The following is a 22,835-nucleotide window of genomic DNA, read 5'->3' on the forward strand; positions in this document are numbered from 1 at the left end:
AAGACTGGTTCTAAATAGGTTCTAATGTGCGCCTATGGATAGAACCAGTCTGATAGCAGAGCTGAATGCGCGCGGACTGCGCGACGAGGCCTCGACCGGACCGCTCTACAAGCGGCTGGCCCTGGCATTGACCGGTCTCGTCCAGGAAGGGTTGCTGAAGCCCGGCGCTGCGCTTCCCGGTGAGCGCGATCTTGCCGAGGCCCTGAAGCTTGGGCGTGTCACGGTGCGCACCGCCTATCGCGAGCTGATGTCTTCAGGCGCGCTTGAATCACGACACGGCAGCGGTACCTTCGTTTCGGCGCGTGTCGAGCGCATGGAGCAATCGCTCTGGCGGCTCTCGTCTTTCTCGGCCGACATGCGTTCGCGCGGCCGCTCTCCGGCGGCGAAAATCCTCTCCCGGCAAATCAATCAGCCATCGCCGGAAGAAAGCTTCCTGCTGGGGCTCAGCCAGGACGAGCCGGTGTTGCGGCTCGATCGTCTTCGTCTTGCCGATGGTTTGCCGCTGGCGATCGAGCGGGCCGTGGTTCCGGTCAAGTTCGTCGGCGAACAGGCGGGCGGCGAGGGTTCGCTCTATGACGCCCTGGCTGCCAACGGCCACAAGCCGGTGCGGGCGCTGCAGCGGCTGACGGCCGTGACGCTCGACCCATCCTCGGCCGCGATGCTGAACGTCAAGGCCGGTGCGCCGGCCCTGCTGATCGAGCGGATATCCCGCCTCGAAGACCAGCGCGTCGTTGAATATACCCGCTCGCACTATCGTGGCGATGCTTATGATTTCGTTGCAGAATTGAGAATTGGAGATGAAATATGAGTGAGAACCAGTCGCTGATGCTGCAGGAAGCCGGCCAGTCGCCGGAGGTCGTGGCGACCCTGCTCGAAAAGGAAAAGCCGGCCTTTGCCGAAATTGCCAAGCTTTTCTCCTCGGCTCGGCCGAGCGTAGTGACGACGGCGGCGCGCGGGTCTTCCGACCATGCCGCAACCTTCTTCAAGTATCTTTTCGAAATCACCTGCGGCGTTCCGGTGGCTTCCGTCGGTCCGTCGATCGCGTCAGTCTATGGCGCGCCGCTACATCTGAAGGGCGGCATTCACTTCACGGTTTCGCAGTCGGGCGCCAGCCCTGACATCGTTGCCCTGCAGGAAGCCGCGAAGAAGGGCGGGGCGACGACGATCGCCGTCGTCAACGTCACCGACAGCCCGCTCGGCAATCAGGCCGACATCGTGCTTGGCCTCAATGCCGGACCGGAAAAGAGCGTTGCCGCAACGAAATCCTTCATCGCTTCGGTTGCAGCGCTTGCCGGCGTAACGGCTGCGATCGGCGGCAAGACTGATCTACAGGCGGCGCTCCAGAAGCTTCCGGGCGCCCTGTCGGCCACATCGGGCATCGATACGGCCGCGGCAGAGGATGTGCTTTTCAACGCCAGCTCGCTTTATACGGCCGGCCGCGGCCCGGCCTTCGCGATTGCGCTCGAAGCCGCGCTCAAGGCAAAGGAAACGTCGGGCTTGCATGCCGAAGCCTTCTCACTGGCTGAATTGATGCATGGTCCGATGCGTCTGGTTCAGCCGGGTTTCCCGATTGTTGCCTTCGCGCCTGACGATGCGGCATACGCCAACAACGTTCAGGCGCTCGAACGCCTGCAGAAGCTTGGCGCGACGACGGTTCCCTTCTCGACGCAGCCGCTTTCCGGGGTCAACCTGCGTGTTCCCTCGACCGGCAACGGCCTTCTCGATCCGCTGGTTTCGCTGCTCGTCTACTACCGCCTCATCGAGTCGGTCACGCGCCGCAAGGGCTTCGATCCCGACAAGCCGGCAAACCTGCTCAAGGTTACGGAGACCGTCTGATGTCCCGCAAGATCTTCACCGGCGCCCGGATCTTCGACGGCGAGCGCTTTCACGACGAAAGGGCGCTGGTCGTTTCGAACGGACGCGTCGAGACCATCGCGGCACTCAACGATCTCCCCGAAGGCGAGACCGTGGTGCTTGACGGTGGCGTTCTCTCGGCCGGTTTCATCGACGCGCAGGTGAACGGCGGCGGCGGCCGGATGCTGAACGACGAGCCATCGCCGGACTCGATGTACATCATTGCCGACGGCCATCGCCGCTATGGCACGACAGCGCTGCTGCCGACCTTGATCACCGACACGGCTGACGCCACCAAGGCGGCGATCGAGGCCGCCAAGGAAGCGGTCAAGACCAATCGCGGCGTTGCCGGTCTGCATCTCGAAGGTCCGCATCTGGCACCAGCCCGCAAGGGCGCACATCTTGCATCGCTAATGCGTCCGGTCGAAGACGCAGACGTCAAGGCGTTCATTACAGCGCGCGAAGCGATCGGCACGCTGCTCATTACCATGGCGGCTGAACAGGTGAGCGTGAAGCAGGTGCGCGCGCTTGCCGAAGCCGGCGTGATCGTCAGCATCGGACATTCCGATTGCAGCAGCGAGCAGGCGGAAGAGCGTTTCGATGCCGGCGCCCGTGGCGTCACGCATCTCTTTAACGCGATGAGCCAGATGGGGCATCGCGCTCCGGGTCTCGTTGGCGCGGCGATCGATCACCCCTCGACCTGGTGCGGCGTGATTGCCGATGGCCACCATGTCGATCCGAAGGCACTGCGCACGGCGCTGCGTGCGAAGCGCGGCGAAGGAAAGCTGTTCCTCGTCAGCGATGCGATGTCGCTGGTCGGCTCCGACAAGAACAGCTTCACGCTGAATGGCCGCACCGTTCATCGCGAAAGCGGCAGTTTCTGCTCCAAGGTGGTTCTGGACGACGGCACGCTGGCGGGGTCCGATGTCGATATGGCTTCCAGCATCCGCTATTGCGTGACCTATCTCGACCTGACGCTGGCCGAGGCGTTGAGGATGGCGACGCTCTATCCGGCGCGCTTCCTTCGACTCGAGGGCTATGGCCGCTTGTCTCCCGGATATCGCGCCGACTTCGTGCACCTGACCGACAAGATCGAGGTCACCGCGGCCTGGATCGGCGGGGAGAGGAAGTAGCGATGACTGCGATCACCGATGCTTATTTCTCGAACCTGATCGAGCGGCTCGGCCAGCTGAAATCGGCTCTCGATGTTCCGATGCAGCAGGCCGCCGCGGCGATCCTCGAAGCGGCCCGCAGCGACAAGCGCGTCTATGTCTTCGGCACCGGCCATTCTCACATGCTGGCCGAAGAAGTGCATTACCGGGCGGGCGGCCTCGCCTTCACCGTTCCCGTACTTGTCGGTTCTGCGATGCTGCACGAGGGTGCGGTGATCAGTTCGGTCTATGAACGGACGGAAGGTCTCGTTCGTCCGGTGCTCGAGCGCTATGGCATGCAGCCGGGCGACGTCATCATCATCGCGTCCAATTCCGGCGTGAACGCCGCGCCGCTTGAAGCCGCCGATTATGGCCATGAGATCGGCGCCAAGGTAATCGCCATCACCTCGATCGAATATTCCAAGGCGATCGCCAACGGCCGCCGCAGGCTAGCCGAGGTTGCCGATATCGTCCTCGACAACGGACTTCCGCCGGGCGATGCCGTCATCGAGATCGAAGGGAGCGGGCTGAAGGTCGGGCCGGTCTCGACGGCAGTCGGGGCGACCGTGCTCAATGCGATCTTTGCCGAGGTGGCCTCGGAGCTCGCCAAGTCCGGCGATGCGCCCGTTTATCTCAGTGCCAACATGCCGGGTGCTGCAGCGGTGAACCAGCAGCTGGTCAAGCGATACCGGCCGCGCAATCCGCATCTCTGAAACGAAAAAGGCCGGCGGAGACGCCGGCCTTTTGCTTTGCCCCTGCGGACAATCAGTTCTTTGCGCGCTCGACGTAGGAGTTATCTTCCGTCGCGATGACAACGCGGATGCCGGCATCGATATGCGGCGGAACCAGTGTGCGGATGCCGTTCGAAAGGATTGCCGGCTTGTACGAGGACGATGCCGTCTGGCCCTTGACGACCGGTTCGGTCTCGGTGATTTCAAGCGTCACGTGGCGCGGCAGCTGGAGAGCCAGCGCAATGCCTTCGTGCATCGACAGGATGCAGGTCATCCCTTCCTGAAGATAGGCCTTCTGATCGCCCATCGTTTCGTTGTCGACGACGACCTGGTCGTAGCTTTCCGGGTTCATGAAGTGGAAGCCTTCGCCGTCCTCGTAAAGGAACTGGAAGTTGACGTCTTCGACGAATGCGCGCTCGACCTGCTCGGTCGTGCGCCAGCGCTCGGACACCTTCACGCCATCGACGATGCGGCGCATATCGACCTGGGTCACCGGCGTGCCCTTGCCAGGATGGAAGTTGTTGGCCGTAAGAACGACATACAGCTTGCCATCCACTTCGAGAACGTTGCCCTTGCGGACGGAGGAGGCGATGATCTTGACCATAAGACTTCCTTGTAACTCAGCCTTCGGCGTCGTAGAGGACTGTCGCAATAGCCCTGGAGACGCGATTAATTTTCCTTTGGGGCGGCAACTAACTTAAAATCCGGCGAAAAGCCAGCCCAGCGTTGGCCGTCACGGTGAAGAAAGCAGAGAATGAGCCTGACGAGCGCCAAAGCCTCGCCCTGGTGGACGCCCGACGTCCACGCGGATCGCCGCCCGTTCCTGATCGGGCGCAACGCGATCCAGGCCGCACTGCGTCTTTATTTCGCCGGCGAAGATTTTGTCGAGGTCGATACGGCCGCACTGCAGGTGTCACCGGGCAACGAGGCGCATCTGCATGCCTTCGCAACAGAAGCGCTGACGACGGATGGCCAGCCGGCGCTGTTCTATCTGCACACCTCGCCGGAGTTTGCCTGCAAGAAGCTCCTTTCGGCGGGTGAGCAGCGGATCGCCTGCTTCGCGCATGTCTATCGCAACCGTGAGCGCGGGCCGCTGCACCATCCCGAATTCACCATGCTGGAATGGTACCGGACGGGAGAAAGCTACGAGACGCTGATGATGGATTGCGTGCGGATCGCAGCACTCGCTGCCGAGACCGCCAAGGCATCCAAACTGACGTATCGCGGTGCCGAGGCCGATCCTTTTGCTGGGCCGGAGCGGATTTCCGTTGCGGAAGCCTTCGATCGTTATGCCGGGATCGATCTGCTCGGATCAGTCGCTGCCGATGGCTCGACCGATCGCGAGCATCTGGCGGCTGAACTGCGCCGCAACGGCCTGCGTGTCGCCGAAGACGATGGCTGGGCCGATCTCTTCAGCCGAGCGCTGGTCGAGAAGATCGAGCCGCATCTCGGTTTCGGCCGCATTACCATTCTCGACGAATATCCTGTTTCGGAAGCTGCTCTGGCGCGGCCGTCAGGCCGGGATCCACGGGTTGCCGAGCGCTTCGAGGTCTATGCCTGCGGCGTCGAGCTCGCCAATGGCTTCGGCGAGCTGACGAATGCTGCCGAACAGCGGCGCCGTTTCGAGATCGAGATGGCCGAGAAGGCACGCATATATGGCGAGCGCTATCCGCTGGACGAGGATTTTCTCGAGGCGTTGCAGATCATGCCGGAGGCGAGCGGCATCGCGCTCGGCTTTGACCGGCTGGTGATGCTGGCGACCGGTGCCTCGCGCATCGATCAGGTGTTGTGGGCGCCTGTGGCGGAGTATGGCCGATGAATATCGTCAGGCCGATCAAGAGCGTCGATGACTTGTCGAGCGCCGGTCTGATTGCCGAGGGCGACCGGCTGGCCCTCGAAGAGGTCGCGGCCCGCTATGCGATCGCGCTGACGCCCTCGGTTGCGGCGTTGATCGATCGTGCCGATCCTGATGATCCTATCGCGCGGCAGTTCGTGCCGACGGGCGACGAATTGCAGATTACCCCGGAAGAACGCGCCGATCCGATCGGCGATCTCCCGCATAGTCCGGTCGAAGGTATCGTGCATCGCTATCCGGATCGCCTGCTGTTGAAGGCCGTGCATGTCTGCCCGGTCTATTGCCGCTTCTGTTTCCGCCGCGAAATGGTCGGTCCTCAGGGCTTAGGCACGCTGGAGCCGGAGGCGATGAAGGCAGCCTTCGACTATATCCGCCAGCATGACGAAATATGGGAAGTCATTCTCACCGGCGGTGATCCGCTGATCCTGTCGCCGCGGCGGCTGGAAGACATCATGCGGGAGCTCTCGGCGATTGATCACGTCAAGATCGTCAGGTTTCATACCCGCGTGCCCGTGGTCGATCCGCGGAAGATCGATGTGGCGCTCATCGACGCCCTGAAGGCGAGCGGCAAGACCGTCTACATCGCGCTGCACGCCAATCATCCACGCGAGTTTACGGCCGAAGCGCGGGCGGCCTGCGCACGGATCGTCGACGCCGGTATCGTCATGATTAGCCAATCGGTGCTGCTGAAGGGCGTTAACAATGATGCGGACGTGCTTGCGTCGCTGATGAAGACGTTCGTCGAGAACCGCATCAAGCCCTATTACCTGCATCATCCGGACCTTGCGCCCGGCACCAGCCATTTCCGGCTATCGATCGAAGAAGGGCAGGCAATCGTCGCAGCCTTGCGGGGCCGCATATCCGGCCTCTGCCAGCCAGCCTATATTCTGGATATTCCGGGCGGCTACGGAAAGACCGTGATCGCCGAAAGCGGCGTTCGCAAAACCGCCGACGGTTGCTTCTCGGTCTCCGATTACAGGGGCGGCGAGCACGGCTATCCACCGGCCGGATAGAAGATTTCCGTTCCATTTCTGCACTGACAAGTCGTTCTAGCGGCTCCTTTATTACGCCAAGCCGCCGAGGCAAGTATTTGAGCAGAAACGGCGAAATTCAATCAGGGCGCGATACTCGATAAAACTTTAAGTGTGAATCTTGCTCATCTTTAACCAGACAAATTAGCGGAATATTGGGTTTTCCGGCCTAAAAGAGCGCTCATGATGAAGGCGATGAACGCCTGCTCTGGATCATGACAATCTTGGAGATGTTCGGATGAACAAGACAATCCGCGATATTATAGCCAAATTCGGCAAGCTTCCCGCGTCGATCGACCAGGTCGCCGACGACGCCGATCTCTACGCGGCGGGTCTGACATCCTTTGCATCGGTGCAGCTGATGCTGGCGATCGAAGAAGCGTTCGATATCGAATTCCCCGACAATCTTCTCAACCGCAAGTCCTTCGCCAGCATCTCGGCGATCGAAAAGACCGTCGATATGATCAAGGACAGCCGGAAGGTCGCCTGATGAACTTCCCGGTCAAGATCACGGAAGAGAGCTTTGCGGCACGGGCCGCGCGCGTCGCCGAGATTGCGGCTAAGCACGCCGACACCGTCGATGCCGAAGGCCGTTTCCCGCGGGAAGCTGCCGATGCAATGAAGGCCGAACGTCTGCTCGGCATTCAGATCCCCCGCCACCTCGGCGGCGAGGGCGCGACGACGACCGAAATCGCCGAACTCTGTTCCGTTCTTGGCCAGGCCTGCGCCGCAAGCGCCATGGTTTTCGCCATGCACCACATCAAGCTTTCGAGCCTTGTCGAGCATGGCGCTGACAGCGAGTGGCATGCGGGCTTTATGCGGCGTATCGCGGCCGAACAGCTGCTGATCGCTTCGGCGACGACCGAAGGCGGCATTGGTGGCAATCTGCGCAACAGCATCTGCGCCATCGAGATCACCGGCGATACTTGCCGTCTCGAAAAGGACGCGACTGTCATCTCCTACGGCTCACATGCCGATGCTATCCTGATCACGTCGCGCAGCGGGCCGGAGGCCGCGTCTTCGGATCAGGTGCTGACGGCTTTCCTCAAGGACCAGTACACGCTTGAGCGAACCCATGTATGGAATACGCTCGGCATGCGCGGCACCTGCTCCGACGGCTTCCTTTTCAAGGGCGAGGCGCCGGCGGCGCAGATCCTGCCGAAGCCCTTTGCCGAAATCGCAGCGCAGTCGATGCTTGCCTCCTCGCATCTCCTCTGGAGCGGCGTCTGGTATGGCATCGCGGTCGATGCCGTCTGCCGTGCGCAGGCGTTCGTTCGCGCTGCCGCACGCAAATCGCCCGGCGCTCCGCCGCCCGGTGCGCTACGCCTTGCCGAGGTTTCGAACCTTCTGCAGATGGTCAAGTCGAATGTCGTCGCGGGCCTGAAGGCCTATGAAGACGCAAAGGCCGATCCCGACAAGCTGTCGTCGATGGGCTTTGCCGTTGCCATGAACAACGTGAAGATCGCCTCGTCGGAAACGATCCTCGAGATCGTCAACCACGTCATGCTGATCTGCGGCATCATGGGCTACAAGAACGGCACGCCTTTCAGCGTCGGCCGGCACCTTCGCGATGCGCATTCCGCGCAGCTGATGATTTCCAATGACCGCATCCTCGGCAACACGTCGAGCATGCTTCTCGTCCACAAGCAGGACACTAGCCTACTGGGGTGACTCACATGGATATGCAGACCTCCTTTCTGGACCGGCTTTTCGAATCCGGCCTGCTGATCGATACCGGCGTGGACGGCCTCTACGGCCGCAGCGGCCAGTTCGAAGACGTAATCTCCGCTTTCGAGCGGCTGATCGACAGGTTCGGCGGCGCCGACGGTGCCGAAGCCATGCGCTTTCCGCCAGGCATGAACCGGGCGATCTTCGAGAAAAGCGGCTATATGAAGAGCTTCCCGCAGCTTGCGGGTACGGTGCACAGCTTCTGCGGCGCCGAGCTTGATCACATGAACCTGCTGCAATGCATGGAAGTCGGCGACGACTGGACCAAGGGCCAGGAAGCGACCGAGATTGTACTGACGCCGGCGGCCTGCTATCCGCTCTACCCGACGGTCGCCAAGCGCGGCAACCTGCCGGCAAAGGGCGGTCTTTACGATCTGCAGTCCTACTGCTTCCGCCATGAGCCTTCCAAGGATCCGGCACGCCAGCAGCTGTTTCGCATGCGCGAATATGTCTGCATGGGTACCGAGAGCCACGTGACGGATTTCCGCCAGCGCTGGATGGATCGCGGCGTCGAGATGATGAAGCTGGTTGGCCTCGATGTGGTCATCGACGTGGCGAACGATCCGTTTTTCGGCCGCGCCGGCAAGATGATGGTCAACAACCAGCGCGACCAGAACCTCAAGTTCGAGCTGTTGATCCCGATCACCTCGACCGCCAATCCGACCGCCTGCATGAGCTTCAACTACCATCAGGACTCGTTTGGCCTGAAGTGGGGTCTGAATCTCGAGGATGGCAGCGTGGCGCATACCGCCTGCGTCGGCTTCGGTCTGGAACGCATCGCGCTTGCGCTGTTCCACCATCACGGTCTTGACGTGAAGGAATGGCCTGAAAACGTTCGCAAGGCGCTCTGGGGCTGAGACGTCCGATGAAGGCTGTTTTCCCGGCTATCGCTCCGGATGGCTACGTCAGGCATGCGCTCCATTCCAGCGAGCGCATGTGGCCGGAAACCAATTGCTATATCGATCTCTGGATCGAGGTGCTGAACACGCTCGGCTTGCCGCCGGAAGCGATGCTCGGCTTTACCATGACGCAGGACTTCGAGGGCGACCAGTTCACCTTCTTCAAGGTGCCGCTGGAAGATCTGGAAACACTCTACGGCATTCGCGTCAGCGAACTGGCGATCTTCGATCGCGTCGAGCGTCATATCGAAACGCAGATCGGCCGCGGGCGGCTCTGCCTGATCGAGATGGATTCCTATTACATGCCCGACACCCAGGGCACTGCCTACCGCACCGAGCACGGCAAGACGACCGTGGCGATCAACCGGCTGGATTTCGATGCGAAGCGCGTCGAGTATTTCCACAATGCCGGGTTCTTCGCGCTGGATGGCGAGGATTTTGACGGTCTGTTTCAGCTGAATTCAGGCGCGGACGGGGCGTTGTTTCTGCCCTACACCGAATTCGCCAAGTTTCCGGCGATGCTTCCCGGCGATGCGGAGATGCGGGCGGCCTCCCAAGCGATCTTCAGAAAGCATTTCGCCCGCCGCCCGGCCCGCAATCCGATCCGCGCCTTTGCCTCGGTCTTCCCGCAGCAGGTCGAGGAAATTGCCGAGCGGCCCTTCGGCTTCTTCCACAAATATGCCTTCAACACGCTTCGCCAGTTCGGCGCCAATTTCGAGCTGGCGGCGGATCATCTCGCTTGGCTGTCGCCGGGCAAGTTTGCCAGCGCCGAGGCGGATGCGCGGCAGATTTCCGAGACGGCCAAATCCGTGCAGTTCCAATTGGCGCGGGCCGTGACCCGCAAGAAATTCGAGCCGCTGCAGACCGCGCTTGATCCGGCCGCCGATGCATGGGATTCCATCATGGCTTCGATTTCCGAGCGGCTGTGACACCGGAGGCTTGATCATGCGGGGCAGGTTGGCGAGCGTCGGCGCAGAAGAGGTCCTGCTTTCGGAAGGCTGGAACCTCGTTCTCACGGAACCCGATGCCTATGCCGTGCCGCATGATATCCCGCCGACGTCGCAGTTCATCGCCGCACCGGTGCCCGGCACCGCTGCCGAAGCGCTCGAGAGAGCCGGCCTGTTCGACAGGGAAAATCCGGAGCCTCTGAACACCCGGGATGCCTGGTATGTCTGCCGCCTGTTCGACACGGAACCGGGAGACTGGATTCTGCGGCTGGAGGGACTGGCAACGCTTTGCCACGTGTTCGTCAACGGCCAAGAGCTGCTGTTTTCGGAAAGCATGTTCACCGCTCACGAAATTCCGGTGACGCTTGCCGGCGGCGACGAGCTTGCGCTGTGTTTCCGGGCACTTGCGCCGAAGCTTACCGAGCCCGGGCCCCGCGCTCGCTGGCGCCCGCAGATGATCACGCCGCCGGGCCTCAAGAATGTCCGCACCACAGTGCTCGGCCATATGCCGGGCTGGTGCCCGGAGATCCATGCCATCGGACCGTGGCGGGCGATATCGCTGGTGCGCAGCGGCCCTGTTTCGATCGACAATGTCTCGATCCGCAGCGTTCTGGATGACGATGGCAGCGGGCGGGTCAGCGTTTCGCTTTATTCCGCTGCGGAGGATCCGATCCTTCAGCTGCGCTGCGGCGGGGAAGAGACGGCCTTTGAGAAGATCGGCGAGAACCACTACTCGGCCATCCTCAAGCTCGCCGATGTGAAGCCGTGGTGGCCGCACACGCACGGAACGCCTGAACTCTACGATCTGGCGCTGGTTTCCGACGATGTCGAGTACCCGCTCGGCAAGACCGGTTTCCGCACGATCACCCTCGATCGCGGGGCCGATGGCGATGGCTTCGGGCTTTGCGTCAACGGCGAGCGCGTCTTTTGCCGGGGTGCTGTCTGGACCACCGCCGATATCGTGCGGCTTCCCGGCGCGCGGGCCGATTACGAGCCGTTCCTGCGGCTGGCTGCTGAAGCCGGCATGAACATGATCCGCGTCGGCGGCACGATGGCTTATGAGACGCCCGATTTCTTTGCGATCTGCGATGAACTCGGCCTGCTCGTCTGGCAGGACTTCATGTTCGCCAATTTCGACTATCCGCGCAACGACAAGACATTCATCGGCCACGTCCATGCCGAAGTCGAAGGGTTCCTGCATGGGGTTCAGGCCGCGCCTTCGCTTGCGGTGCTCTGTGGTGGCAGCGAGGTTCATCAGCAGGCGGCAATGCTTGGGCTGCCGCGGGAGTTCTGGGGCGGTCCGGTGACCGACGAAGTAATCCCGGCGATCGCGTCGCGGCTGCGGCCGGATGTGCCCTACGTTCCGAATTCGCCCTATGGCGGGGCCATGCCGTTTTCGCCGAATGCAGGGGTCACGCACTACTACGGCGTTGGCGCCTATATGCGCCCGCTTGACGATGCGCGCCGGGCCGATGTGCGTTTCGCCGCCGAAAGCCTTGCCTTCGCGCATGTCCCGCAGCAGAGAACGTTGCAGCGGCATCTCGATGTGCCCTCCGTTCACAGCCCTCTCTGGAAGGCCCGGGTGCCGCGCGACCGCGGCGCGTCCTGGGATTTCGAGGATATCAGGGATCACTATCTCGGGCTGCTCTACGATATCGATCCGGCCAGGCTTCGCCGCGAAAATCCGGAACGCTATCTCGATCTTTCCCGTGCCGTCACGGGCGAAGTGCTGACCGAGACCTTTGCCGAATGGCGCCGCAGCGGATCACGTTGCAACGGCGCGTTGGTCTGGACGCTGCAGGATCTGCTGCCCGGACCGGGCTGGGGGGTGATCGATTCCACCGGCGAACCCAAGCCCGTCTGGCATGCAATGCGCCGGGCCTTCCGGCCGTTGCAGGTGGTGCTAACGGACGAAGGGACCAATGGTCTCGATGTGCATGTGGTCAACGAGACATCTACTGACCTTGCCGTGGAACTCGAGCTTATCTGCTTCCGCAACGGCAGGCAGCAGGCGGCGAGCGGCAGCCAGAGCCTGTCGATCGCAGCGCGGAGCAAGCAGAAGATCGCGGCGACCGAACTTTTCGGGGCCTTCTTCGATACCACCTACGCCTTCCGTTTCGGCCCGCCGTCGCATGACGTTACGGTGGCGCGGCTGCGCTCGGTGGAAGGTGACCTGCTGGCCGAGGCATTCCACTTTCCGCTTGGTCGGGCAAAGGCGTTTCACGATGCCGATATTGCCGTGACATTGGTGGATGACGGCGGCGCATGGGCACTCGATGTCTCCGCCAATTGCCTTGCCCAGTCGCTTCACATCGATGCTGCTGGGTACCGCCCAGCTGACGACTGGTTTCATTTGGCGCCGGGTATCCAGCGCCGTATCCGGCTGACGCCTGTTGGCACTGGAGCGGGAGAGCCTCAGGGCGAGGTGCTCTGCGTTGGCGGTATGCGCCGCTTTGCTTTCGGCGTGGGTGGTTGAAAAACAGATGCCTATCCGATCTCTCTACCGTGCCTTCCGCTCTCATGTCCTGCAGCGGCTGATCCCGAAATCCCGGGTGGCTTTCGATCCGGCACGGTCGATCGAAGTTGCCGGCTATCTGTCGATGATGGCCGGTGTAGGCGAGTCCGCGCGGCTTTGCGCCGACGCGCTGGCGGCGGGCGGCCGCCGGATTTCGTTGCGTGATGTCAGCACGCATGCCGATGAAGGCGCGTCCGTCGAATGGAAGGCTGCGGCAGTCAATGCCGCTCAACCGGGAACGCGCATCTGGCACCTCAATCCGCCAATGCTGCCGCGGGCGGTGCTCAGCACCGGACTGCGGGAATTCGCCCGCGCCTACAACATCGGTTATTGGGCCTGGGAGTTGGAGGCCGTGCCGCCGGAGTGGCGGAACGGCGCGCGCTATGTCAACGCGGTTTTTGTCCCCTCTGAGTTTACCCGCAAGGCGATTGCGCCGCTGACCAGCGCGCCTGTCGTCGTTGTGCCGCATCCGGTGACGGAGAAGCCGGCTGCCGACGGGATGAGGGCGAAGTTCGGCGTCGAGGACGATGCGTTTCTCGTCAGTTTCATCTTTAGCGCCGGATCGTCGATCAACCGCAAAAATCCGCAGGCTGTCATTGACGCCTTCAAGATCCTTCAGCAGCGGTGCCCCAAGGCTTTCCTGCTGATGAAGGGAAGCGGTGATCCAGCGAAGGATCCCGGCCTTGCCGCCCTTTACCGTTCGGCCGAGGGCAATAGCCGGATTCGCATCGTCACCGACAAGCTGGCAAGCAGCGAGATCAACGGGCTGATCCGTGATTCCGATGCCTATATCTCGCTCCACCGTTCGGAGGGTTTCGGCCTGACCGTTGCCGAAGCGATCATTCACAATACCCCTGTCGTGACCACGGGATGGTCCGGCACCGTCGATTTCTGCGACCCGGAAAATACCTGGAACGTCGCGCCATCGCTGATCCCAGTTGTCGATACGCATCCGGAATTTGCGGCGCTGAAGGGTGCAGTCTGGGCCGATCCGTCGCCTGAAGTGGCGGCGGGCTACCTCGATCAGATTTATTCCGACCCGGAGGCGGCGAAGGAAAAGGCCGGGCGCGCCAAACGCTTCCTGGTCGCCTATCTGGAGGCCAATACCTACGAGAAAGCGCTGCAGGCGCTTGCCGGTGCGGGCCGTTAACCGAACTCCTCGGTCCTTATTTAACGGTTTCACATTAGACATGGCTGAGAAGCCAATGGAAAGAGACGGATGTCGAACGGGATCATAGCGAATTCGGTGATGAACGCGGCTGCGGGTATGCTGCTGCTGGCGACCGGTTTTGCATCGTCGATCATCACCGCCCGCCTGCTTGGCCCGGAGGCAAACGGCATCGTTGCCTTTTCGCTCTGGCTTGTGGTCACCGGCGCGTCAATTGCCGAACTGGGCTCCAGCATAACGCTTCTGAAGACGCTGCCGCAATTGAATGTGCAAGGCTACGACAGCAAGCGCCGCATGGGCTTTGCCTCGATCCTCGTCACCTTCATGCTGTTTTCGACGGTGGTGCTGCTCGGGCTCTACGGCATCTTCTTCCTGTCGTCGGAAGAGATGCATTGGGCCGAAACGGCGCCGTCGGTGGCGATGGTGACAGGCGCGCTGTTCTTCATTCAGGCGATCGGCTCTTTCGTCAAATTCTACCTGATCGGCGAAAAGCGCCTCGGCGATTTCTTCAAGCTGACCGTTGGCGTTTCGATTCTTCAGCTCGGTGGCGTCGCGATCGGCGCGGTGCTTTACGGCGTCGAGGGCGTGCTGATCGGCTATGCGCTCGGCCAATTGGTGTTTTTCGTCGCGACCATGCCGATCCTGCTCACTAAGCGGGACAGATGCGATATTTCACTTAGCGTTCTCGCCTCGTCGTCGGTGATCATATCGACGCAGTTCCTGATCGATTCCGTCTTCATCAATCGCCTCGAACTGCTGTTCCTGCAGCAATTCTGGTCGGTCGAGATGGTCGGCTACTACGCGATCGGTCTGTCGGTCGCCAATATCGCCCTGCAGCTGCCGATCCAGATGACCGGCAGCCTGCTGCCCTATTATTCGGAGCAGCGGCACAACAGCAAGGATTCGACGCTGCCCGTCGAGGTCTTCGCCGCGGTCACCCGCAGCATGGCCTATATCATCATGCCGATGAGCTTTGGACTGGCGGCGATCTCGGGTGTTCTCGTTGTCAGCGTGTTCGGCGAAGCCTTCCGCCCGAGCGGTCCCGTCGTCATGCTTCTGGCGTTGGCCGCCCCTGCCTACACCTTCATGCAGATCCTCAGCCTCTACCTGCTGTCCATGGACCGGGTGCGCGATCGCCTGAAGACCAGTGTGATTGGTGGCCTTGTCATGGTAGGCGGTTGTTTACTCCTGGTGCCTACTTTTGCGGCGGAAGGCGCTGCGGTCGTTCGCATCGCTGTTTTTGTCGTGATGTGCGTGATCATGATCAAACAGACCGGCTTTGGAAGTCAGCTTTCGACCCTCTATGTCAGCCTCGCGAAGGTGACGGTGGCGGCCGTGCTTTGTGCATTGGCGGCTCTCGCGGTCCTTGAGCTCGTCCACAATCCTGTTGGCCTGGTGCTGGCGATCATCGCAGGCGGTGTCGCCTATCTGTTCGCACTCAAACTTCTCAAGGTCATTCCGAGACAAGACGCAATTGTCATTCGCTCGATCCTCAGCAAGGTGCCGTCTGCGTTGCGCGGCCCGGCGTTGAAGGCCGCGCAATTCATCGCGCCGCTGCAGTCGGAGAATGATCAGAAAAAGCCAACCGAGGCCGTTCACGAGCCGGCTGAAGGTGCCGGCCGCAGCGCCGCCTTCCCGGTTGCCTTCGATGGCACGATCGGGCTGTTCATGCCGGAAAATCCTGCCGTCACCAAGCGGTCCTCCGCCGTCCTCTTCGTCAGCCCCTGGGGCTTCGAGGAGATGTGCAGCCGCAAGTTCTATCGCGTCGCTGCCGAGCATTTTTCGGATATCGGCGTTCCCAGCCTTCGCTTCGATTATCTGGGCACCGGCGACGCACTTGATTTCGGCAAGCAGCCGGCAACGCTCTCCAGCTGGGAAGCATCGGTTCGTGCTGCGGCTGAAGAGCTGAAATCGCTAAGCGGTTGCGACCAGATCATCCTGATCGCCCAGGGGATCGGCGCCGCGCTGGTGCAGCGTATCGGCGCGACGATCCCAGGCGTCAGTGGCGTCGCGATGCTGGCGCCGGTTCTCAGCGGGCGTGGCTATCTGCGCGAATTGAACATGTGGGCGAAAATTATTCACGCCGATCTAGGCCTCAGCAAGGAACACGCTCCGGCCGATCAGGTAACGATCGCCGGTCTGTTCATGCCTGAAGCGATTGCCGCGGAAATCCGCAAGCTCAATCTGACGGCGCCGGAGAGCCTGGCTGCATCGCATTATGTGATCTTCGAGCACCCGTCGCGCGTCGGCGATTCCAGCTTTGCCACTGCCCTCAGATCACTCGGCGCGACCGTCGACGAGACTGTGTTCGAGGGGTATGACGAGCTGGCGACCAATCCGCTGTTTGCGAAGACGCCGATGCGTGTCGTTGCTGAACTGACGCGCTGGATCGAGACGAACACGGTGCCGGATGCCACGGCGGCAAATTCGGTGGTTCCCGCCGAAAACCAGATCCTGCACGGCGATGGCTTTGAAGAAGTGCCGGTGCGTTTCGGTGCGCATCACCATCTCGTCGGCGTCATCAGCCGGCCAGTTGGGGCATCCAAGGGCAATTCGGTGATGTTCCTCACCACTGCCTATGACCGCCACGCCGGCTGGGGCCGGGCGATTGTCGACATGTCGCGCGAGCTTGCACGCCAAGGCGTGACGTCTCTGCGCTTCGATTCCGCAAATGTTGGCGACAGCGTTCCGCGTCCTGATGCACCGGATCAGATTCTTTATTCGCAGACGCAGATCGACGACGCTGTCTCGGCGCTCGATCTCCTGGAGACCCATGTTCCTGGCCCCGTGATGGTTGCCGGGCGCTGCAGCGGGGGCTATGTGGCCTTCCGTGCCGGTATTGCCGATGAGCGTCTGAAGGCGGTCGTCTCGATCAATCCTTTCGTCTATTATTGGGACCCCGCCGTTCAGGTCGCCAAGGAGCATGTCGTCTCGGTGCCGCGCAGCGTCGACGATTACAGCCAGCGGCTGATGAACATCGAGACCGTGAAGCGGCTTTTCCGTGGTCAGGTCGATGTGAAGGCGGCCTTCCAGAACATCTTCATCGCCCTCGGTCGCCGGGTTTCGCATCGCTTCGCGCCGCTGATCGAGCTGCTGCCGCACAAGGGGCATGTGGCGCGCGAGGTGAAACAGGCCTTCGCATCGTTCGGCAAGCGTAACGTGCCGCTGACGCTGATCTACAGCGAAGCGGATGTCGGCCTCGACCACATGTATTTCCACTTCGGTCCGGGCGGCCGCAAGCTGTCGCGCTATCCGAACGTGCGTCTCGTCATGCTTGAGGATGCCGACCACAATCTGACGCCGCTGGAATCGCGCCGGATCGTGCTGGATGAGATCGCCAAGCTGGCGAAAGCTTAAGCGGCAATCCGCTGGAAAGCCGGGATACCGAGCGATCTGTAGAGATCGATATAGAGCCCGGCGACGTGATCCCATGAATAGGGTCTGGCGGCAGCGATCAGCGCATCGCGCATTGCCGCCGGTTCGGCTGCAATCGTCGCGAAGGCCTGTTCGATTGCGGCCGCTGCATTTTCCTGATCGCTGAAGTCGGCAATCGACAGCGGCATCTTGCGTTCGGCTAGTGCCACATAGGCAGCATTGCGGTTCAGAACCGGATAGAGGCCGGCACTCATCGCTTCCAGCGCAACGAGGCCGAAGCCTTCGTATTCGGATGCTGAGGCGAAGAGCGATGCCGCCGAGATCAGAGACCGTATCTCCGGATTGGCGATGCCGACATGAAGGCCGACCGCACGATCGAGGCCGCGGGCCGCGATCTCGCGCGTGAGATCGGCGCCTTTCAGATCCGATTCCGAGCCGACGATATCCAGATGCCATTCCGGATCACGGGCGGCCAGAACCTGCATGACATCGAGAAGATGGTCGAGCCGCTTGTTGACCGAGAAGCGGCCGATGGTGACGATCCGGCGGTGCGGCTGGCGTGATGCGCTGTCTGCGAACTTGCCGATATCGACGCCGTTCTCAATCAGCACGGTATTGCCGGCGATCTGCGAGAACTGAGCGATATCGGAGGCGCTGCAGCCGATGACACGCTTGTAGTTCATCGCCGAAAACCGTGTCAGCGTCTGGAACCATATCTTCTTGAGGGCCGCATGCTTCTGCGTGTGAAAGAAGCCGCCATGCGTCGTCGCGATCATCGGCTTCCGGTGCAGGACGCGGCTGAGTGCCAGCGCGTCGAAAAAGAAATCGATCGCGTGGACATGGACGAGATCGGCGTCGGCGAGATGGCGCAAGACCTGCGGTGCGATCGGATAGCGGGTGCTGCCGGACCAGGGAATACGCACGACGTGGATACCGTCGATGATCTCATGCGGGGGAAGCTTGCGGTCGCGCGCCGTGAACAGCGTGTCGAGCGTCACGACCCGGACGCGGTAGCCCCGCTTGACGGTCTCGCGGGCCAGGTTAGCAACGACATCTTCGAGCCCGCCGCGGTTCGGCAGAAACTGGCGCACGACATGGACGATCAGCGGTGCTGAATCTGCCTGCTTTGCCGTTGCGTCCAATATCATGCTCCCTGATCCCGGAACGAGCCGTGCCATAGTGCCGGACGAGATACCGGATCGCCTTAAGGCCCGGTTTACGGAGCGCCCGGCAGCGGGAAATCTTCCGGAAGAGAGTTAATCCTGGAGGTCAGAATGCCTTGAAGGTCAGCGTCGTCAGAGAGCGGACGATACCTGGGATATTGGCGATGTTGTCGTTGATGAACTTGCCGATGTCTTGGCCTTCTTCGATATAGACCTTCATCAACAGGTCGTAGTCGCCGCTGGTCGAATAGAGCTCAGAAACACGTTCCGTCTGGTAGATGGCGTCGGCAACCTCGTAGGTCTTGCCGGGGGCGCATTGGAGCTGGACGAAAATGGGCTTCATGGGGATTTCCTGCGGAGTGAATGTTTGCGCACATAATGCGCGAAACCGCTCCCATGATGCAAGCTCAAGACTTCGCTTCGGTCTCGATCCATGAACGAAAGGCCGCAAGCGGCGGATAATCGGCGCGTTCGGAAGGGTGGGCGAGATAGTAGCGCTCGCGGCTTTCGATTTCTCCATCGATGGCAGCGACGAGATCGCCGCGCTTGAGCTCGTCCTGGATGAGGAAGGTCGGCAGCAGCGCAACGCCAAGCCCGGCGACGGCCGCCTGGGCCGCGGTGGCGAACTGGTCGAAGAGCATGCCGTGAAGGCTCTGGAAGGCAACGCCGTTTTCGGCAAACCATGCCTCCCAGGCATCCGGCCGGGTTGTCAGATGCAGCAGCGGCACGTCCAGCAAATCATGGGCCTTGCCGATGCCGTGATCCCTCAGAAATTGCGGACTGCAGGCCGGAACCGTCTTCTCCGACATCAGCAGCGTCAGTTCGGCACCGGGCCAATGGGGATGGCCGAAATGGATGGCGGCGTCGATCGAATCGAGGCGGAAATCGAAGGGCGAGAGCCGGGTAACGAGATTGATGGTGACGCCGGGGTTCTGGCTGAGAAAGCGGCCGAGCCTTGGCGCCAGCCAACGGGTACCGAAGGTCGGTAGAATGGCGAGGTTCAGCGTTCCGCCATAGGGGTTGGCGCGCAGGTTCAGCGAGGCACTCGAGATGCGGCGCAACGCTTCGCGTATCTCCCTCGCATAGCCGTCGCCTGCCAGCGTCAGCCGGACGGTCTGGCGTTCGCGCAGGAAGAGCTCGACGCCCAGCTGCTCTTCCAGAGCCTTGATCTGCCGGCTGACGGCGCTCTGCGTCAGATCGAGTTCGCGGGCGGCGGCAGTGACGCTGCCGGTTCTGGCAGTGGCCTCGAAGGCCGCGAGCAGCGATATCGAGGGCAGGAAGCGGCGGGATGCGAGCATGGTTCAGTCCATTTCAGAATGACCTGTTTCCGAAACGTCGATATTCACGGTAAAAACCGGTTTGTAAAGAAATCTGTCGCGCATATTCGGAATGAACTCGTGGCCTGATGGAAACCATCCATTCGCGGTGAGATGCCTGCTATGAAGGCATCGGAGAGTGCTTTCGCGGTTGCCGTCGCGGCGCTAGATTAACGGCGGTTTCGCCTTTGGATGGATTGACCGATGCTGAATGATCCGCGCTCGCATGGACTTTGGGAAAAGACTGCTCCCCAGCCGCCCGCAACCGCGCCGCTGACCGCATCCGTGCAGGCCGATGTGGTGGTCGTCGGCGGCGGCTATACCGGGATTTCTTCGGCGCTGCATCTGGCGGAGGCCGGCAGCAAGGTCGTTCTTCTCGAAGCCAAGGAAATCGGCTTTGGCGGCGCCGGGCGCAATGTCGGTCTGATCAATGCCGGCATGTGGGTGATGCCGGATGATCTTCCCGGTGTGCTCGGGCCGGTTCATGGCGAGCGGCTGCTCGACATGCTGGGCAATGCGCCGCGTCTGGTGATGGAGCTGATCGCCAAGCATGACATTTCCTGCGAGCTCGAAACGAACGGAACTCTGCATTGCGCGGTCGGCTCCGAGGGACTGAAGGAGATCGAGAACCGGGCGGCGCAGTGGGGCAAGCGGGGTGCGCCTGTGACCGTGCTGGATGCAGCGGAGACGGCGCGCCGGATCGGTAGCGATGCCTATGCCGGAGCGCTTCTGGACATGCGAGCCGGAACGCTGCAGCCGCTCGCCTATGCCCGTGGGCTGGCGCGAGCTGCAGTGCAAGCCGGTGTTTCCCTGCACACGGCAAGCCCAGTGATTGCGACGGAGCGTCAGGGTGGGAAATGGGTCGTCCGCACCGAACAGGGGACCGTCACCGCTGACTGGATCATCGTTGCGACGGATGCCTATAGCACCGGCCCCTGGGAACAGGTGCGCACCGAACAGGTTCATCTTCCCTATTTCAATCTCGCGACCACGCCGCTTGGCGACAATCTGCGCAAGTCGATCCTGCCCGGCCGCGAAGGCGTGTGGGATACCAAGGAAATCCTCTCCTCCTTCCGCATGGATCAGGCAGGCCGTCTCGTCTTCGGCAGCGTCGGGGCGCTGCGCAATACTGGTACCGCCGTCCACAAGGGCTGGGCGCAGCGTTCTCTGCGCAAGCTCTTCCCGCAGATCGGCGAGGTCGAGTTCGAATGCGAGTGGTATGGCAAGATCGGCATGACCGACAATGCCTTGCCCAGGTTTCACAAGTTTGCCGATAACGTCGTCGGGTTCTCGGGCTATAATGGCCGCGGCATTGCCCCTGGCACGGTTTTCGGCCGGACGCTCGCCGAGCATATTCTTGGCCGCATCAGCGAGGCCGAGCTGCCCTTGCCGCTGACGGATCCGCGCGAGCCGGGGTTCCGGGCGCTGAAGGAAATGTGGTACGAAGCCGGCGCCCAGGTTGCCCACTTCGCCGATGCGCGTTTTTAAGAACAAGAAGGTTGGAAACACATGACCATCGCTAGCCTCGACCTCGCAGCCGAAACCAAGAAGCTGCTTTCCGAACTCGGCGTCGATGCCGCCCGCTATACCGGCGGAACGCTGCGCGTCACCTCGCCGGTCACAGGCAAGGAAATCGGTGCCCTGAAAGAAGATAGTGTTGCCGGCGCCAAGCAGGCGATCGACGCCGCTCACAAGGCTTTCGCCGAATGGCGAGCGGTCCCGGCGCCGAAGCGCGGCGAGCTCGTCCGTCTGCTCGGCGAGGAGCTGCGCGCCGCCAAGGGCGCGCTCGGCCGCCTCGTTTCGATCGAAGTCGGCAAGATCACCTCCGAAGGTCTTGGCGAAGTCCAGGAAATGATCGACATCTGCGATTTCGCCGTCGGTCTGTCCCGTCAACTTTACGGCCTGACGATCGCCACCGAGCGCTCCGAGCACCGGATGATGGAAAGCTGGCACCCGCTTGGTGTCGTGGGCATCATCTCGGCCTTCAACTTCCCGGTTGCTGTCTGGTCGTGGAATGCAGCGCTGGCACTTGTCTGCGGCAATTCGGTCGTCTGGAAGCCGTCGGAAAAGACGCCGCTGACGGCGCTGGCCACGCAGGCGCTGTTCGAGAAGGCGCTGAAGCGTTTCGTCGCCGAAGGTGGCTCGGCGCCGGCCAATCTGGCAACGCTCTTGATCGGCGGCCGGGATGTCGGCGAAGCCCTTGTCGATCACCCCAAGGTTCCGCTCGTTTCGGCAACCGGCTCGACGGCCATGGGCCGCGCTGTCGGTCCGCGTCTGTCGCAGCGCTTTGCCCGCGCCATCCTCGAGCTTGGCGGCAACAATGCCGCGATCATCTGCCCGACTGCCGATCTCGACCTGACGCTGCGCGGTGTCGCCTTCTCGGCGATGGGCACGGCCGGTCAGCGTTGCACGACGCTCCGCCGCCTCTTCGTCCACGACAGCGTCTATGACAAGCTCGTTCCGCGCCTGCAGAAGGCCTATGGCTCGGTGACCATCGGCAACCCGCTGGAGAACGGCACGCTGGTTGGACCGCTGATCGACAGGGCTGCCTACGAAAAAATGCAGTCGGCTCTCTCTGCTGCCAATGCAGCGGGTGGCAAGATCACCGGTGGCGAACGTGTCGAAAACGGCGCTGGCGAAGCCTTCTACGTTCGCCCTGCTCTGGTCGAGATGCCGTCGCAGACGGGTCCTGTTGTCGATGAAACCTTCGCGCCGATCCTCTACGTCATGAAATACAGCGACTTTGATGAGGTTCTCGAACTGCATAATGCCGTGCCGCAGGGCCTCTCCTCGTCGATCTTCACCAATGATATGCGCGAGGCGGAAACCTTCGTTTCGGCGCGCGGTTCGGATTGCGGTATCGCCAACGTCAATCTCGGCCCGTCGGGCGCCGAAATCGGCGGTGCGTTCGGCGGTGAAAAGGAAACAGGTGGCGGCCGCGAATCCGGTTCGGACGCTTGGCGGGCCTATATGCGCCGCGCCACCAACACCATCAATTACGGCAAGACGCTGCCGCTGGCGCAGGGCGTGAAGTTCGACGTCGAATAAGGCGGCCGCATTGCAGCATCGGGGGCGATGACGTAACACCGTCGTCGCCCTTTT

19 protein-coding genes are annotated in these 22,835 nt (G+C 61.8%); 15 read left to right on the forward strand and 4 right to left on the reverse strand.

Going from position 1 to position 22,835, the window contains the following annotated elements:
• The first annotated feature begins 34 nt into the window (after positions 1-34).
• From AC1DIJ_RS08460 to AC1DIJ_RS08475, 4 genes are read left to right on the forward strand one after another with little or no spacing between them, the layout of a single operon-like run.
• Positions 35-808 carry a GntR family transcriptional regulator gene (locus tag AC1DIJ_RS08460; protein ID WP_112385883.1) on the forward strand — a complete coding sequence of 258 codons (774 nt, stop codon included), beginning with the start codon at positions 35-37 and terminating at the stop codon, positions 806-808.
• Positions 805-1,836, forward strand: coding sequence for an SIS domain-containing protein (locus tag AC1DIJ_RS08465; protein ID WP_112385882.1), 1,032 nt, complete (start codon positions 805-807; stop codon positions 1,834-1,836). The genes AC1DIJ_RS08460 and AC1DIJ_RS08465 overlap by 4 nt, the downstream gene beginning before the upstream one ends.
• Positions 1,836-2,987, forward strand: a complete 1,152-nt coding sequence (gene nagA / locus AC1DIJ_RS08470; protein ID WP_112385881.1) for an N-acetylglucosamine-6-phosphate deacetylase — start codon at positions 1,836-1,838, stop codon at positions 2,985-2,987. Before AC1DIJ_RS08465 ends, nagA begins: the two co-directional genes overlap by 1 nt.
• Before the next feature lie 2 nt (positions 2,988-2,989).
• A complete protein-coding gene (locus AC1DIJ_RS08475; RefSeq protein ID WP_112385880.1) occupies positions 2,990-3,718 on the forward strand; it encodes an SIS domain-containing protein in 729 nt (242 codons plus the stop codon).
• A 52-nt stretch (positions 3,719-3,770) separates the two neighbouring features.
• Here AC1DIJ_RS08475 and efp read toward each other — a convergent pair whose 3' ends face one another.
• On the reverse strand, positions 3,771-4,340 hold the full coding sequence (gene efp, locus AC1DIJ_RS08480; protein WP_112385879.1) for an elongation factor P: 570 nt from the start codon (positions 4,338-4,340) through the stop codon (positions 3,771-3,773).
• A gap of 150 nt (positions 4,341-4,490) precedes the next feature.
• On the opposite strand from efp, the gene epmA reads away from it, so the two are divergent.
• From epmA to AC1DIJ_RS08525, 9 genes are all read left to right on the forward strand, one after another.
• Positions 4,491-5,555: an EF-P lysine aminoacylase EpmA gene (epmA, locus tag AC1DIJ_RS08485; RefSeq protein WP_112385878.1), complete on the forward strand. Its 1,065-nt coding sequence runs from the start codon at positions 4,491-4,493 to the stop codon at positions 5,553-5,555.
• On the forward strand, positions 5,552-6,604 hold the full coding sequence (locus AC1DIJ_RS08490) for a lysine-2,3-aminomutase-like protein (RefSeq protein ID WP_112385877.1): 1,053 nt from the start codon (positions 5,552-5,554) through the stop codon (positions 6,602-6,604). Before epmA ends, AC1DIJ_RS08490 begins: the two co-directional genes overlap by 4 nt.
• Before the next feature lie 256 nt (positions 6,605-6,860).
• Positions 6,861-7,112 (forward strand): acyl carrier protein, encoded by a 252-nt coding sequence (locus AC1DIJ_RS08495; protein ID WP_112385876.1) that lies wholly within the window; start codon positions 6,861-6,863, stop codon positions 7,110-7,112.
• Complete coding sequence (locus tag AC1DIJ_RS08500; protein ID WP_112385875.1) at positions 7,112-8,293, forward strand: acyl-CoA dehydrogenase family protein; 1,182 nt, start codon at positions 7,112-7,114, stop codon at positions 8,291-8,293. The genes AC1DIJ_RS08495 and AC1DIJ_RS08500 overlap by 1 nt, the downstream gene beginning before the upstream one ends.
• Positions 8,294-8,298: 5 nt before the next feature.
• On the forward strand, positions 8,299-9,207 hold the full coding sequence (locus AC1DIJ_RS08505; RefSeq protein WP_112385874.1) for an amino acid--[acyl-carrier-protein] ligase: 909 nt from the start codon (positions 8,299-8,301) through the stop codon (positions 9,205-9,207).
• An 8-nt stretch (positions 9,208-9,215) separates the two neighbouring features.
• Positions 9,216-10,178 (forward strand): DUF1839 family protein, encoded by a 963-nt coding sequence (locus AC1DIJ_RS08510; RefSeq protein WP_477831374.1) that lies wholly within the window; start codon positions 9,216-9,218, stop codon positions 10,176-10,178.
• 16 nt (positions 10,179-10,194) lie between these two features.
• The gene (locus tag AC1DIJ_RS08515; protein ID WP_112385872.1) at positions 10,195-12,672 is read left to right on the forward strand and encodes a glycoside hydrolase family 2 protein; all 2,478 of its coding nucleotides are present in this window, start codon (positions 10,195-10,197) and stop codon (positions 12,670-12,672) included.
• 13 nt (positions 12,673-12,685) lie between these two features.
• Positions 12,686-13,861: a glycosyltransferase family 4 protein gene (locus AC1DIJ_RS08520; RefSeq protein WP_112386064.1), complete on the forward strand. Its 1,176-nt coding sequence runs from the start codon at positions 12,686-12,688 to the stop codon at positions 13,859-13,861.
• Positions 13,862-13,930: 69 nt separating this feature from the next.
• Positions 13,931-17,236 (forward strand): alpha/beta fold hydrolase, encoded by a 3,306-nt coding sequence (locus AC1DIJ_RS08525; protein ID WP_112385871.1) that lies wholly within the window; start codon positions 13,931-13,933, stop codon positions 17,234-17,236.
• Here the strand turns inward: AC1DIJ_RS08525 and AC1DIJ_RS08530 are convergent.
• From AC1DIJ_RS08530 to AC1DIJ_RS08540, 3 genes are all read right to left on the reverse strand, one after another.
• Positions 17,233-18,402, reverse strand: a complete 1,170-nt coding sequence (locus tag AC1DIJ_RS08530; RefSeq protein WP_477831375.1) for a glycosyltransferase family 4 protein — start codon at positions 18,400-18,402, stop codon at positions 17,233-17,235. The two genes, AC1DIJ_RS08525 and AC1DIJ_RS08530, sit on opposite strands and share 4 nt — an antisense overlap.
• A 121-nt stretch (positions 18,403-18,523) precedes the next feature.
• Complete coding sequence (locus AC1DIJ_RS08535; protein WP_112385869.1) at positions 18,524-18,760, reverse strand: Lrp/AsnC ligand binding domain-containing protein; 237 nt, start codon at positions 18,758-18,760, stop codon at positions 18,524-18,526.
• A gap of 64 nt (positions 18,761-18,824) precedes the next feature.
• Complete coding sequence (locus tag AC1DIJ_RS08540) at positions 18,825-19,715, reverse strand: LysR family transcriptional regulator (RefSeq protein WP_112385868.1); 891 nt, start codon at positions 19,713-19,715, stop codon at positions 18,825-18,827.
• A 222-nt stretch (positions 19,716-19,937) separates the two neighbouring features.
• On the opposite strand from AC1DIJ_RS08540, the gene AC1DIJ_RS08545 reads away from it, so the two are divergent.
• Together AC1DIJ_RS08545 and amaB are read left to right on the forward strand one after the other, a co-directional pair.
• On the forward strand, positions 19,938-21,221 hold the full coding sequence (locus tag AC1DIJ_RS08545) for an NAD(P)/FAD-dependent oxidoreductase (RefSeq protein ID WP_112385867.1): 1,284 nt from the start codon (positions 19,938-19,940) through the stop codon (positions 21,219-21,221).
• Positions 21,222-21,242: 21 nt separating this feature from the next.
• A complete protein-coding gene (gene amaB / locus AC1DIJ_RS08550) occupies positions 21,243-22,781 on the forward strand; it encodes an L-piperidine-6-carboxylate dehydrogenase (RefSeq protein WP_112444152.1) in 1,539 nt (512 codons plus the stop codon).
• Positions 22,782-22,835 lie beyond the last annotated feature (54 nt).

The sequence above is a fragment of the Rhizobium sp. 10N427 genome (assembly GCF_056394605.1).